Source organism: Pontitalea aquivivens, assembly GCF_046507575.1.
GTDB classification, from domain to species: domain Bacteria; phylum Pseudomonadota; class Alphaproteobacteria; order Rhodobacterales; family Rhodobacteraceae; genus Pontitalea; species Pontitalea aquivivens.
Window position 1 is genome coordinate 1 of record NZ_JBKFEY010000004.1, and the last position, 13,435, is coordinate 13,435.

The 13,435-nt window shown below is 60.2% G+C and carries 13 protein-coding genes and 2 pseudogenes; 12 read left to right on the plus strand and 3 right to left on the minus strand.

Annotated features, from left to right (window positions below; translation table 11 throughout):
• Position 1: 1 nt before the first annotated feature.
• Positions 2-400, plus strand: coding sequence for a DUF411 domain-containing protein (locus ACK8OU_RS07530; protein ID WP_410302766.1), 399 nt, complete (start codon positions 2-4; stop codon positions 398-400).
• A gap of 625 nt (positions 401-1,025) precedes the next feature.
• Here the strand turns inward: ACK8OU_RS07530 and ACK8OU_RS07535 are convergent.
• Positions 1,026-1,360, minus strand: a pseudogene (locus ACK8OU_RS07535) (transposase); the annotation flags it as partial.
• A gap of 172 nt (positions 1,361-1,532) precedes the next feature.
• On the opposite strand from ACK8OU_RS07535, the gene ACK8OU_RS07540 reads away from it, so the two are divergent.
• The 9 genes from ACK8OU_RS07540 to ACK8OU_RS07580 all read left to right on the plus strand — a co-directional run bounded on the left by ACK8OU_RS07540 (position 1,533) and on the right by ACK8OU_RS07580 (position 10,681).
• Positions 1,533-2,942, plus strand: coding sequence for a transporter substrate-binding domain-containing protein (locus tag ACK8OU_RS07540; protein ID WP_410302767.1), 1,410 nt, complete (start codon positions 1,533-1,535; stop codon positions 2,940-2,942).
• A gap of 153 nt (positions 2,943-3,095) precedes the next feature.
• A complete protein-coding gene (urtB, locus tag ACK8OU_RS07545) occupies positions 3,096-3,965 on the plus strand; it encodes an urea ABC transporter permease subunit UrtB (RefSeq protein WP_410302768.1) in 870 nt (289 codons plus the stop codon).
• A gap of 10 nt (positions 3,966-3,975) precedes the next feature.
• Positions 3,976-5,076 (plus strand): urea ABC transporter permease subunit UrtC, encoded by a 1,101-nt coding sequence (gene urtC / locus ACK8OU_RS07550; RefSeq protein WP_410302769.1) that lies wholly within the window; start codon positions 3,976-3,978, stop codon positions 5,074-5,076.
• Positions 5,073-5,804 (plus strand): urea ABC transporter ATP-binding protein UrtD, encoded by a 732-nt coding sequence (gene urtD, locus ACK8OU_RS07555; protein ID WP_410302770.1) that lies wholly within the window; start codon positions 5,073-5,075, stop codon positions 5,802-5,804. Before urtC ends, urtD begins: the two co-directional genes overlap by 4 nt.
• 10 nt (positions 5,805-5,814) lie before the next feature.
• Positions 5,815-6,510, plus strand: coding sequence for an urea ABC transporter ATP-binding subunit UrtE (urtE, locus tag ACK8OU_RS07560; protein WP_410302771.1), 696 nt, complete (start codon positions 5,815-5,817; stop codon positions 6,508-6,510).
• Between the two features lie 58 nt (positions 6,511-6,568).
• Positions 6,569-7,609, plus strand: coding sequence for an aliphatic amidase (locus ACK8OU_RS07565; RefSeq protein WP_410302772.1), 1,041 nt, complete (start codon positions 6,569-6,571; stop codon positions 7,607-7,609).
• Positions 7,610-7,715: 106 nt separating this feature from the next.
• Complete coding sequence (locus ACK8OU_RS07570) at positions 7,716-8,855, plus strand: AAA family ATPase (protein WP_410302773.1); 1,140 nt, start codon at positions 7,716-7,718, stop codon at positions 8,853-8,855.
• Positions 8,855-10,027: a transporter substrate-binding domain-containing protein gene (locus tag ACK8OU_RS07575; protein WP_410302774.1), complete on the plus strand. Its 1,173-nt coding sequence runs from the start codon at positions 8,855-8,857 to the stop codon at positions 10,025-10,027. Before ACK8OU_RS07570 ends, ACK8OU_RS07575 begins: the two co-directional genes overlap by 1 nt.
• A 48-nt stretch (positions 10,028-10,075) precedes the next feature.
• Positions 10,076-10,681 carry an ANTAR domain-containing response regulator gene (locus ACK8OU_RS07580; RefSeq protein ID WP_410302775.1) on the plus strand — a complete coding sequence of 202 codons (606 nt, stop codon included), beginning with the start codon at positions 10,076-10,078 and terminating at the stop codon, positions 10,679-10,681.
• 9 nt (positions 10,682-10,690) lie between these two features.
• On the opposite strand, the pseudogene ACK8OU_RS07585 reads toward ACK8OU_RS07580, so the two are convergent.
• Both ACK8OU_RS07585 and ACK8OU_RS07590 read right to left on the minus strand, forming a co-directional pair.
• Positions 10,691-10,965 (minus strand): annotated as a pseudogene (locus ACK8OU_RS07585) (DUF6441 family protein); the annotation flags it as partial.
• 32 nt (positions 10,966-10,997) lie between these two features.
• Positions 10,998-11,687, minus strand: coding sequence for a GntR family transcriptional regulator (locus ACK8OU_RS07590; protein ID WP_410302776.1), 690 nt, complete (start codon positions 11,685-11,687; stop codon positions 10,998-11,000).
• Positions 11,688-11,805: 118 nt separating this feature from the next.
• Here ACK8OU_RS07590 and ACK8OU_RS07595 point away from each other — a divergent pair, with 118 nt between their 5' ends.
• A complete protein-coding gene (locus ACK8OU_RS07595) occupies positions 11,806-13,122 on the plus strand; it encodes an NAD(P)/FAD-dependent oxidoreductase (RefSeq protein WP_410302777.1) in 1,317 nt (438 codons plus the stop codon).
• Between the two features lie 124 nt (positions 13,123-13,246).
• The gene (locus ACK8OU_RS07600; RefSeq protein WP_410302778.1) at positions 13,247-13,426 is read left to right on the plus strand and encodes a hypothetical protein; all 180 of its coding nucleotides are present in this window, start codon (positions 13,247-13,249) and stop codon (positions 13,424-13,426) included.
• Positions 13,427-13,435 lie beyond the last annotated feature (9 nt).

Genomic DNA, 13,435 nt, shown 5'->3' on the forward strand with positions numbered 1-13,435 from the left:
ACTGTCTCAAAGCTCTCCCGCGATCCACGTTCTGAAAGACCCGAACTGTGGCTGCTGCACAGCTTGGATCGAGATCCTCAAAGAGAACGGATTTAAGGTCACCACCGAGCGCAGCTTCGGCACCCTCCTGATCCGGCACAAGGTCGAGAACGGCATCCCCCAGAACATGACCTCCTGCCACACCGGCGAAATCGAGGGCTACATGATCGAAGGACACGTGCCGACGGCCGACATTCGACGGCTGCTATCCGAGCGCCCCGATGCCGTCGGTCTCGCCGTGCCTGGGATGCCTTACGGATCACCGGGCATGGGGCCAGAGGATGAGCGGGAAGCCTACGACGTGTTCCTGATCCTCGGAGATGGCAGGACGGAAATCTTCTCCAGCTACGAGGCTGCCTGACGGCGCCGATCTCAGGATCGCTGTGGGGCCACTGCACAAACCTCACACCGCGCAGTCGCAGCGAAAGTCAGGAAAGTCCCGCATTGCTGACCTCCATCCTTTGCGCAGCGACCGTCCGCTCTCCGCCCTTCGCGTCGAGACCGATCCAAGGGATGTAGGGATGGCTTTCGCGTTCGATGAACATCGCTTGTCAACGTCTGGTCAACCCGCGAATGCGTCCCTGTGCGCACGTTGATCCGTCCAAATCCGGCGAGAAGCGCCGATAGTTCTCGAAAAAGTCTGCCGTCTCAAAGGCTTGCACGTTAAGTCTCTGAATAGAAAAGAGTCATGAGAATCAAAGAGTTCGGCTCATAACCTGAAGGCCGCAGGTTCAAATCCTGCCCCCGCAACCACTCCAAGGCACGCCGACATTCCAAAGGCTTATGAAAAGGCCCCGCGCGCTTCGCCGGGGCCTTTTGTTTTGACTCGAGCTGGACTCAAAGTTTGACCCCTGCTTGTGTCAGCGCGACGGTCGAGATGCCGTCGACGTGCTCCACCGTCACCGGTACCGTCCGCGTGCGGCGTCAGCACGATCTTCTCGATCAGGCCACGGATCGCGCCTCCTGGGCTTCCTCCATACCCTTGCTCTCAGCCAGCGGCACATAGCCCTGACAGAGAATTGTCCGCGATGCTCGGCCACGAACGTGTATCTCATTTTGCATCCCTGGCGAAATACGCGGTCGCCTTTTTTAAGATATCCCGCTCCTCCGTCACTCTCAGGAGCTCGCGCTTGAGTCGACGGATTTCGGCCTCTTTCTCGGCGTCACCAGATGACGCCTTCGCGAACGTCTTCTTCCAGGCGTAGAACGAATGCGTGCTGACCCCCAGGCGCTCCGACACTTCCCTGACCGGGTAGCCCCTCTCTGTGATCTGCGCGACGGCATCTCGCTTGAGATCGTCACTGAACTTGCTGCTGCTCATCAGGGCCTCCTTGCCTCAAAATTGGCGAAGAAGGCGTCCACGATACACGGGGCAATTCAGATTTAGGTGATTCGAAGCGCAGGCGACGCGCCAGATTTCGAGCGTTTCGTTTTGGCGAAGTTTGCTACAATTTTGGTAAGTAATTGATTTAAAATGTTATTTTGTTATTGATTTGAAGCGAATTCTAACACAGACTTTTCGCTACAGAGGTCAACAAAGACCTCTAACAGTCAAGGCATCGAAGCCTCATGAAACCGCGTCAATGGCGACGTTGTTCATGGGGCTTTTTCGTTTGCCCGGCATAATAAAAATCATCACCAACATGGGAGAAGTTCCGATGAAGCGTCGGAGTTTTGTCAAAGGCCTTGGTGCCTTTGGAACAGTGGCCGCCTCTGGCGGTCTGGCCGCGCCTTCCCTGATCCTGGGGACCCGTTCCGCCTACGCCCAGAACGGGGAAATCCCGGTGGGTCTCCTGTTCTCGCTGACGGGCGCGGTCGCTGTGGTCGAACGCACCCTGCATGACGCCGCGCTGATGGCCATCGAAGAGATCAACGCAGCCGGCGGGGTCCATGGCATGCAGCTCAAGACCTTCATCGAAGATCCCGCCTCTGACCCTGCGACCTATGCGGATCGCGCTCGTCGCCTGATGATCCGTGATAATTGTGTCAGCGTCTTTGGTTCCTACACATCGGCCAGCCGCCAGGCGGTGCTTCCGGTCGTGGAAAGCCGCAACAACCTTTACTGGTACCCGACGCTTTATGAGGGGCGTGAATGTTCGCGCAACATCATGTATGGTGGTGCTGTGCCGAACCAGCAGCAGCAGGACTTCGTTCCGTGGCTGTTTGAGAATTTTGGCGGTCGGTTCTATCTGATCGGCAACAATTACGTTTATCCGAAGGAAGAAAACAACGTCTGCAAGATGCTGCTTGGCCAACTGGGCGGCGAGGTGGTGCATGAGGAATATGTGCCGCTTGGCCATTCGGACTTCAGCTCTGTGATCAATCGTATCCGCTCTGAAAAACCCGACGTGATCTTTTGTACCTTGGTAGGCGACAGCGATGTGGCATTCCAGCGCCAGTATCACGCCGCAGGCTTCAACCCCGAGGAAATGCCGGTCGCCTCGCTCACGCGATCCGAGGTTGAAGTCGCTGCGATCGGTGGTGAGGCGGCGGTGGGGCATTTTTCGTCCGCGCCCTATTTCATGGGCCATTCGTCGCCTGAAAATGAGCGTTTCGTTGAGGCGTACAAAGCCCGGTGGGGCGGTGACCAGGTCACCCATTTCGTCTCGGAGGCGGCTTATTTCCAAGTCTACCAGTTCAAGGCGGCGCTGGAAAAACTTGACCCCGCGAACATTACGCCGCAGGCAATCCGCGATGCGGCGGTGGGTCTGACGGTGACGGCGCCGCAGGGTGAGGTTCTGGTAGATCCCAACCTGCATACCCATCTCTGGCCCAAGATTGCCCGCTGGAAGAGTGACGGTCAGGCCGAGATCCTGATCCAGTCCGCAGAGCGTGTCGCCCCAGACCCCTACTGGGCCTATGAGGGCGAGACCTGCACGGGCGAGGGCCTCGTTCGCAGTTGATGGACGGCTGACGCCGGGGGGGCGATGCGCTTCCCCGGCCCCCTCTCTCATAACTTTCGCAGCACCGATACCGGGGACCCACCCGGCACCGGACATTCCTGTCTTGCCTGGCGCAAGGCGGACAACGGCAAGCGACAACAGCGACGGAACGGTATGGACACGATCTTCAATCAGTTGTTCGCCGGCGTCAGCATGGCCTCCATACTTCTGATGGTGGCGCTGGGGCTGGCGATCATTTACGGCGCGATGGGCGTCATCAATCTGGCGCATGGCGAATTCGTCATGCTGGGCGCCTATGTCACCTGGGCGATGCAGACTTACCTGGGAACCGGGCTTCTGATGGCCCTGCCGGTCGTCTTCGTGTTGATCGGCTTTGTTGGCTGGGGAATAGAACGAACGGTCGTTCACCGCCTTTACCGCAGGCCTCTCGATACGATTCTGGCCACCTGGGGTATCGGCATCGTGCTGCAGCAACTTGTGCGCATGGGCATCGGGCCGGAATCGCGTTTCATCGCGGGGCCATCCTTTCTGCAGGGCAACCTGACGATCGGCAATGTGGTGATGTCGAACTATCGCATCTTTGTGGTGCTGTTTTCGGCTGCAGTGCTGGTGGCGACCTGGGCGCTACTGACGCGCACCGAATTCGGCAAGAAGTTGCGGGCCGTCATCCAAAATCGTGAGATCTCGGAATGTTACGGGGTTCGCGCAGAAAAGGTCTATGCCCTGACCTTCGCCTATGGCGCGGGGCTGGCGGGCGTGGCCGGGGCCCTGATTGCCCCGTTGGTCAGCACCACACCGGCGATGGGCACCTATCTGGTGGTGGACGCCTTCCTGGTCGTCATTATCGGGGGGGTCGGCTCGATCGTGGGGACGGCTGTGGCCGCAGGCGCGGTGGGCGAGGCGACTGCATTCTTTTCGCTTCTGATGAACGACACGCTGGGGCGGATCGCCGTCCTTGTCGCAATCATCCTGTTCATCCGACTACGTCCCAACGGGCTGTTCCCGCAGTCTGTGCGCCGCTGAGGAGGGCATCATGAACCGGACCAACCGATACGACTTTCTGGGCTATGTTGCCTTTGCGCTTGTCATTCTTCTGGGCGTGCCCGCGCTTTTGGGCTTTGACGGGTTCGAGCTGAACACTTTTGCGCGCTATCTTACGCTGGCGATGGTCGCAATGGCGCTAGCCCTGTCCTGGGGTACGGCGGGGTTGCTGAACCTTGGTCAGGCAACGACCTTTGGCATCGGCGCTTATGTCATGGCCATGCATCTGAAGCTGAAGGCCAGCGTCAACAATGTAGGCGGCATGCCCGACTTCATGGGCTGGAACAATGTCGAGACCCTGCCGTGGTTCTGGCTGCCGTTCCATTCGTTGCCAGTGACGCTGATCCTGGGGCTTGCGCTGCCTGCGCTGCTGGCGGGGCTGATGGGCGTCTTCATGTTTCGCGCCCGGATCACCGGGGTGTTCGTGGCGATCATCACCCTTGCCTTCATGGTCGCGTTGCAGCTGCTTTTCATTGAGGAACAACGATATACGGGCGGGCAGAATGGCCTGACGGGTCTTGCGCCACTGCAACTTGGCGGCTGGACGGTCGATACCTACAGCTTGTCGTTCTATTACCTCGTTTCGGGCTGTCTGATTGCCGCGCTGCTTCTGGGTGCGCTGGTGACGCGCAGCAAGGTCGGGCTGATCCTGCGCGCGATCCGAGAAGACAACATGCGTGTGCGCTATTTCGGCTATGACGTGGCGCGTTACGAGACGGTGGTGTTCTGCATCTCGGCCGCCATCGCAGGTTGGGCGGGGATGCTTTATGCGCTGGTTCTCGAATTCGCTTCGCCCACCTATATGGGCGTCGCTTTCAGCCTGGGCATCGTGATCTGGGTCGCCGTCGGCGGGCGGGAATCCCTTCTTGGCGCAGCGGTGGGTGCGATCCTTGTGAACCTTGCCGAGGGCCGGCTGTCGGACCTGTTCGTCGAGGGCTGGCTGTTAATCCTGGGCCTGATGTTCATCTTCTTTGTCCTGTTTCTGCCGCGCGGGCTTTACGGCCTGGTGCGCGGTGCAACCGAAGCGCTCGGCCGGGGCAGAAACGCACAGCGTGACGCCGATGCCATCAAGATCGAGGACCCCGCCAGATGACCGGTATTCTTGAAGTTTGTGACCTTTCCGTCCAGTTTGGCGGGCTAAAGGCGGTCAACGCCGTGTCGCTGCAGATCCAGAAGGGTGAATTGCGCTGCCTTTTGGGGCCGAATGGCGCGGGTAAATCCACTACGCTGGACCTGATCTGCGGCAAGACGCGGGCGACCTCGGGGCAGATCCTGTTCGACGGCCATGACATCACCTGGCTCAAGGAATACCGCCGGGCGCGGCTGGGGATCGGGCGCAAGTTCCAGGTGCCGTCGGTTTTCAAGGAACTGACGGTTCTGGAAAATCTTGAAGTCGCACAATCGCGCAAGGCAGGTGTGCTTGACACCATTCGTGTTTTTCGCACGCCGGTGCGCGGCCGCATTCTTGAGGTGCTGGACCGCGTCGGGCTGGCCGACCATGTCGACATTCGGGCGGGCAACCTGTCGCACGGGCAGACCCAGTGGCTGGAAATTGCCATGCTGCTGGCCCAGGATAGCAAGCTTATTCTGATGGATGAGCCGACCGCCGGAATGACCATTCAGGAGACGTTGAAGACCGCCGCGATCTTCAACGCGCTGAAGGGCGAACACACGATCATCGTGGTCGAACATGACATGCAGTTCGTTCGCGAAGTAGCCGAGCGGGTCACGGTGATGAACCAAGGCAGCGTTCTGGCCGATGGGTCAATCGCCGAAATCGAGGCCGACCCGCAGGTCAAGGCCGTCTATCTCGGACATTGAGGATCAGATGATGATCGAGGCAAAGAACCTCTTTTCCTATTACGGCAAGAGCCCTGTCCTGCAGGATGTCAGTTTTTCCCTGCACAAGGGTGAGCTGCTTAGCGTGCTGGGGCGCAATGGGGTGGGCAAGACCACGCTGATGCGCAGCTTCATGGGGCTGACTGACCGGTTGGACGGCAGTCTGTTTTTCGACGGCCATGACATCGCGCGGATGAGCACGCCCGACCGGGCCATGCTGGGCATTGGCTATATTCCGCAGGGACGTGAAATTATCCCGCGCTTTACCGTGCGTGAGAATATCGTGATGGGTACCTATGCCCGCTGCGACGGCCGCCGCGATATGCCCGAATTCGTCTTCGAGTTGTTCCCGATCCTGAAGGAATTCCTGGATCGGCGCGGGGGTGATTTGTCCGGCGGCCAGCAGCAGCAGTTGGCCATTGCCCGCGCATTGGCGATGGACCCGCAGTTGCTGATCCTGGATGAGCCGACCGAAGGCATTCAGCCCAACATCGTCCAGCAGATTCATGACGTGATCGTGCGGCTGAACCGCGAATTCGGTCTGACGATCGTGCTTGTTGAACAGAACGTGCCCTTTGCGCGTGCCGTTTCGGACCGCTTTCTCGTCATCGACAAGGGCCGCGTCGTCATCAGTGGCGCGGGGTCCGAGCTGACCGATGAGATTGCCGACAAGCACCTGACTTTCTGACACCGGGGGGAACCCGGCGTCATCCTGACCAGATCCAACCAGAGAGGAGAAGCCGAATATGAGACACGGCGACATTTCATCCAGCCCCAGCACCGTCGGCGTGGCGGTGGTCAATTACAAGATGCCCCGCCTTCACACGAAGGCCGAAGTCATGGAGAATGCGAACAAGATCGCGGACATGATCGTGGGCATGAAGCAGGGCCTGCCTGGCATGGACCTGATCGTGTTCCCCGAATATTCGCTTCAGGGCATCATGTATGATGAAAAAGAGATGTATGAGACGGCGGTGACGATCCCCGGCGACGAGACCGAGGTCTTCGCCCGGGCCTGTCGCAAGGCCAATGTCTGGGGCATCTTCTCGCTGACCGGCGAACGCCATGAGGAGCATCCCCGCAAACCGCCCTACAACACCCTCATCCTGATGAACAACAAGGGCGAGATCGTCTCGAAATATCGCAAGATCCTGCCCTGGTGCCCGATCGAGGGCTGGTATCCCGGTGGGACGACGCATGTAGCCGAAGGACCGAAGGGCCTGAAGGTGGCGATGATCATCTGTGATGATGGCAACTATCCCGAAATTTGGCGCGACTGCGCAATGAAGGGGGCCGAGCTGATAGTCCGCTGCCAGGGCTACATGTATCCGGCCAAGGACCAGCAGGTAATCATGGCCAAGGCCATGGCATGGGCAAACAACTGCTATGTCGCGGTGGCCAATGCGGCAGGCTTCGACGGGGTCTACACCTATTTCGGCCATTCGGCGATCATCGGCTTTGATGGCCGCACGCTGGGCGAATGCGGCGAAGAGGAATATGGCATCCAGTATGCCCAGCTCTCGATCCCCGAGATCCGGGATGCCCGCGCCAACGACCAGTCGCAAAACCATCTCTTCAAGCTTCTGCATCGTGGCTACACGGGTGTCCATGCGGCGGGGGATGGCGATCACGGGGTGGCCGACTGCCCGTTCGAATTCTACCGGACCTGGGTCACCGACGCACAGAAGGCGCGCGAGCAGGTCGAGGCCTTCACCCGCACCACCGTGGGCGTGGCCTCTTGCCCGGTGGGCAGCCTGCCGACGGCGGCCAAGGAAAAGGAAGCCTGAGGGTTGATGCATCAGGGCGGCGGTCACCCGCCGCCCATCTTTCCAGGCGGATCAACGCCACCACCTTACCGGCGGGCAGCCCCGCCCCTGAAGGAGACCGCAGCCGATGCCGTTTCTCAACGACATGCTGGCCGATACCGAACGCCGCAAGCGCGATGCAGACGCCCTCAAGACCGAGACGCTGGCCGAGGATGACGTGGTGTCTGCCCATCGGGTCGCCGCCACCGGCCTTGACAGCCGCTTCCGCTTTGACGTCGATCTGATCGCCGACCACCTGCGGCGTGAGATCATAGGCCAGCCCCATGCCGTCGAGTCGATCATCGACATGCTGCGCATCGTCCGTGCCGATATCGCCGATCCGCGCCGCCCGCTTTATACCTCGCTCTTGCTCGGGCCGACTGGCGTCGGCAAGACGGAAATCGTGCGTGTGCTGGCCCGGTCCATTCACGGCGATGCCGATGCGCTGTGCCGGGTGGACATGAACACCCTGTCACAGGAACATTACGCTGCCGCGATTTCGGGCGCGCCGCCGGGCTATGTCGGCTCGAAAGAGGGGCGCACGATCCTTGATCAAAGCAAGATCGAGGGCAGCATCGGCAAGCCCGGAATCGTCTTGTTTGATGAGTTGGAGAAGGCAAGCCCCGAAGTTGTGCTGTCGCTTCTCAACATCTTCGACAATGGCATACTGACCACCGCGTCGGGCGAAAGGACCTATTCCTTCCGCAACGCCATCATCTTCATGACTTCAAACCTTGGCGCCGAACAGCTGCGCCGCGAGGCCGAGACACAGCACAGCGTCTGGCACCGGCTACGTCCGGGCGGGGCGAAAAACCACCGCGCACGGGCCGAAGAGATTGCACAAAAGGCACTGCTTGCGCGGTTCCCGCCCGAATTCGTCAACCGTATCGACCATGTCGAGGTCTTCGACTGGATCGACCAGTCGGATGTGCAGACCCTTGTCGGGCTGGAACTGGACAAGCTGAACCGGCGTCTTGCCAAGCACATGTGCAAGGTCGAACTTGCCCCCAGCTTGCGTAACCACATTGGCCGGGTCGGCTTTGACCGGCAGTTTGGCGCGCGATCACTACGTCGGGCCGTGCGCAAATTTGTCGAGATCCCCGTCGCCCGCCATTTGCTGAACCAACCATCCACCGCATTGGTCGACCGGCGCACCTATATCGCAGAGTTGCGTCAGGGCGAAGTCTGGTTCAGGATTGAAGATCTTACGGGGCAGGGCTCGGAATGATGAAAATTGCGCGCGAGGACAGCTGGAAACTTGGCGTCCTGTTTTCGGAAACCGGGGCCACTGCGGTCATCGAACAATCGCAGAAAAATGGCGCGCTGCTGGCGATAGAAGAGATCAATGCCGCGGGTGGTGTCGCTGGCCGTCCGATCGAGGCCATCAGCTATGACCCCGGCTCTGTCCCGGCGGAATATGGCCGGCTTGCGGAAAAGCTGATCGTCGAGAACGGGGTGTCCGTTCTGGTGGGGTGCTACATGTCGTCGGCCCGCAAGGAAGTTCTGCCCGTCGTCGAACGGCGCAATGCGCTGTTTTTCTATCCGACACTTTATGAAGGCTTCGAATATTCGCCCAATGTCATTTACGGGGGGGCCTGCGCGAACCAGAACAGCGTGCCGCTGGCCAGCTATCTTCTGGAGAATTACGGCAGCCGGTTCTATTTTGTGGGTTCGGATTACATCTATCCGCGTGAATCCAACCGCGTCATGCGCAACATCTTGCGGCAGGGCGGCGGTGAAGTGGTCGGTGAACACTACCTGCCGATCACTGCCGGGGCGGATGCCTTCGACGCCATTCTTGTCGATATCGCCGAAAAACAGCCTGATGTCATCTTTTCGACCGTCGTTGGTGACAGCACGATCAGCTTTTATCGTGCCTATCACGAGGCCGGGCATGATGCGCGGGCCCGCCCGATCGCAAGCCTGACCACGAATGAAGCCGAGATTGCACGCATCGGTCCAGAAGCAGCTGTCGGCCATATCACCGCCGCGCCCTATTTCCGAACCGTTTGCACGCCCGAAAACCAGAAGTTTCTGGCCAGCTACAGCCGCAAGTTCGGTTCGGACGCGATGGTGACAAGCTGTTGTGAAAGCGCCTATTTCCAGGTTCATATGTTCGCGGCAGCATTGGAACGGGTTCGTACGTTGGACATAGACCAGTTGCGCGAAGCGCTTCTGGGTTCTACCTTCAATGCACCGCAGGGGCAGGTGAAGATTGATCCTGATAACAATCATACCTATCTGCATTCGCGGATCGGCAAGGTGGATGAATGCGGGGATTTCATCATCCAGCGCGAAGTTGTCCGCCCGATCAAGCCCGATCCCTATCTTGTTATTCCTGACCTGAACGACCGTGCATTCCGCTTGCGAAATGCACCTGTCAGGGCACGCAAAAATTAATCTCAGGAGGCGCGGTGGGGAGAAAACCGGCATGTCCATGATCGTAAAATGACCGATCTGATCACTAGCTTGCGCAGCTTGAGTGTGCTGGTTCTGCATCCGCGCGATTCGGATGCGGATGATCTGATCCAGCAGTTGAACCGCATCGGATGCAGCGTCGAAACGATCTGGCCACCGCCCGAGACCCTGCCTGCCTCTGTCGATGTGGTGTTTGTTGAGATCAAGGAGGCGATCTCGCCGGTGTTGACGCGGCTTTTGTCGCCGCGTCCCGATCAGCGCCCGACCCTGATTGGGGTAATCGCCTATGAAAACCCCTCGGTTCTTGCAGGCATCCTGGAACTGGACGTGCAGGCGGTGATCAGCAAGCCGTTGCGGGCCTTTGGGGTGATGAGCTCTATCTTGATGGCGCGACGTGTCTGGGAACGCCAACGCGAAGCGCTGCGCGCCGAGGAGAAGCTGCGCCAGAAGCTTGAGCAGGTGCAGATCATCACCGAGGCCAAGTTTATTCTGATGCGACACCATGGCATCGATGAAAATGAGGCCTACAAGATCATCCGCAGCCACGCGATGGCGCGCCGTTCATCGACTGTCGATATTGCCAATGCGATCATAAATGCCGACGGGTTGCTAAGTACCCTCAAGGTCAAGAAGTAAACCTGTGCGATACGTCGGCACGGCGGCCATCCCGCGTCCGGTCTTTGCGCGGGATGCCACGGTGCGTCCCTTGCCGCTGATCCGCCTCGGGCACCAGCAGGCTTGGGACCCGGCGGCGATAGATGAACGGCAGGCGCAGTCCCGTGCGTCGTTTCCATTCACTTGTGGTGATGCGCCTGCCGCAGGTGGATTTGCCCGCAGGCCGGAACGGGGATGGCCGGCCAGAAGCCTTCGCGTGACAGGATCAACTGCCCTGTGTCAGGTGCGCCGACGGTCACCGACCACGCAAAAGGCCGGTTCCCTGAAACCTGCGATGTCAGATGGGAATGCTATCCTTCGTGCAGTGCAGCATCTGCCGCCCCGACCGGATCGAGCCGTCTTCGATGTCCCGTTCGATCGCGGCGCACAGGCCGGGCAGGTCGCGTTTGTGCATGGCATCCAGCATTTCCTTGTGGCGATCGATGACATAGGTCCGGTCAATATCCTCGATCACGCGGCGCTGGAACGGGCCCAGCTGCAGCCAGATGCTTTCGATCAACGGCATCACCGTCTGATGCGGGTTGAGGCAGTAGAGCAGGCGGTGGAACTGGTGGTTCATCCGCGTCAGCGCGTCCAGATCGCGGCTTTTGACGGCGCCATCCATCCGTGCGTCCAGCCGCGCCATCGTGTCGATTGTGACATCGGACAGGTAGGCAAAGGCGCGCGTTGCTGCGTGGGTTTCCAGCGCAAGACGCAGCTGTGCCAGTTCCTCAAACCGGCCGGGGGTCATTTCGGGTACCCGCAACCGCCTGTTTTCAAGAACCTCAAGCGCATGTTCGCTTGACAGCCGGCGCACCGCCTCGCGGATCGGGGTAGGGCTCAGGCCAAGCTGTTCGGCAAGGCCCCGAAAGGTCAGCGCCGTCCTGGGGCGCAGGGCCCCCACCATGATCGCATTGCGCAGCCGGAAATAGGCATAGTCCTGGGTGGTCATGTCGGCGCTGCGCGGGATGTCGGGGATCTGGATCATGTTTGTGCGGGGCGGCCGGATCTGTTGACTTGATGGCCAAAGTATATCACAAAATAAAAAATGCTATCACATTTTGACGGTGCGGAAGAATGCCCCCGAATTGCAGTCAGGAGTCCCTATGAACGCCACCGCACAGTCGCATCCCTATGCAGGCACCGGCGCGCATGTTGCCAGCTATTACGCGGCCTCGGCCAACCCGGCGCCCGACCGCCCGGCGCTGCAGGGCACGCATGAAACCGATATCTGCGTGGTTGGGGCCGGTTATTCGGGCTTGTCGACCGCACTGCACCTGGCGGAAAAGGGGCATAAGGTCACCATCATCGAAGGCGCGCGCGTGGGCTGGGGGGCCTCGGGGCGCAATGGCGGGCAGATCGTGAACGGGCTGAACGCCAGCCTGCAGACCATCGGGCGCCGCTATGGTCAGGATACCGCGCGCTTTGTCGCGGGCCTTGTGCAAGAGGGGGGCGAGATCATCCGCGAACGGGTGCGCACCTACAACATCCAGTGTGACCTGAAAGACGGAAATGTCTTTGCCGCGCTGACGCAAAAGCAGATGCGCGACCTGGAAGAGCGCAAGGCGCTGTGGGAAAGCTATGGTCTGAAAAACCAGCGGATGCTGTCGCGCGATGAAATGCGCCAGCATGCCAATTCCGATCTTTACGTTGGCGGGATGCTGGATGTCAGCGGTGGCCACATGCATCCGCTGAACCTGGCCCTGGGCGAGGCGGCGGCCTTTGAAAGCCTTGGCGGCAGGATCTTTGAAATGTCGCCGGTGACCTCGGTCGATACCAATGCCGCGCGGCCCGTGGTGAATACGGCCCGGGGCAAGATCGTGTGCAAGACGCTTGTGCTGTGTGGCAATGCCTATCTGGGCCATGTGGTCCCGGCGCTGACCCCGCGGGTGATGCCGGTGTCCACGCAGATCATGGCAACGCGTCCGCTGGGCGCCGAACGCGCGCGCGACCTGATGCCCGCAGGCACCTGTATCGAGGATGTGCGTTATATCCTGGACTATTATCGCATGTCGGCCGACCATCGGCTGCTGTTTGGGGGCGGCACGGTCTATGGCGGGGCCGACCCCAGGGATATCAAGGCCAAACTGTGGAAGAACCTGAAGAAGGTCTTTCCGCAGCTGGTCGGGACGGAAATCGAATTCGCCTGGTCGGGTAATTTCGCACTGTCCTTCAGCCGCGTGCCGCAGATGGGCCGGATCGGTGCCAATACCTATTTCGCCCATGGCTATTCCGGCCATGGCGTGACCGGATCGCATACCTTCGGGCGCATCCTGTCCGAGGCGATCAACGGCGATCTGTCCCGCTTTGACGTGTTCGCGGGCCTGCCCTGGATACCCTTCCCCGGCGGACGGATGTTGCGGGTTCCCTATTCGGTGATCGGGTCCTGGTGGTATGGCGCACGCGACCGGCTGGGTATCTGATCCCGTCGCGCCGGTGTCACCATATCTGCCCAAGCTTTCCCCACAGGGGACATAATCTGGCCCAGATTGCCCGCAAGAGTTGTGTTAACCAAAAGGTGTCGCAACCGGCAGGGCGGGGGGATGGATGATGTTCATGCGCAGGTTACTGGTCCGTTTCGGCCTTGTGGCGGACCCCGCCGCGGGCGATGTTCTGGCCTCGCGTCTGGCGGCCCTTGCCCACGCGCAGCCGCGCCGCGCGCCCCGGCGGGCGCAGCCTTCGCCGTTTCGCGCCCCGGCGCGCGCGATGGCGGGCCGGACGCTGTAGGGCGACGGA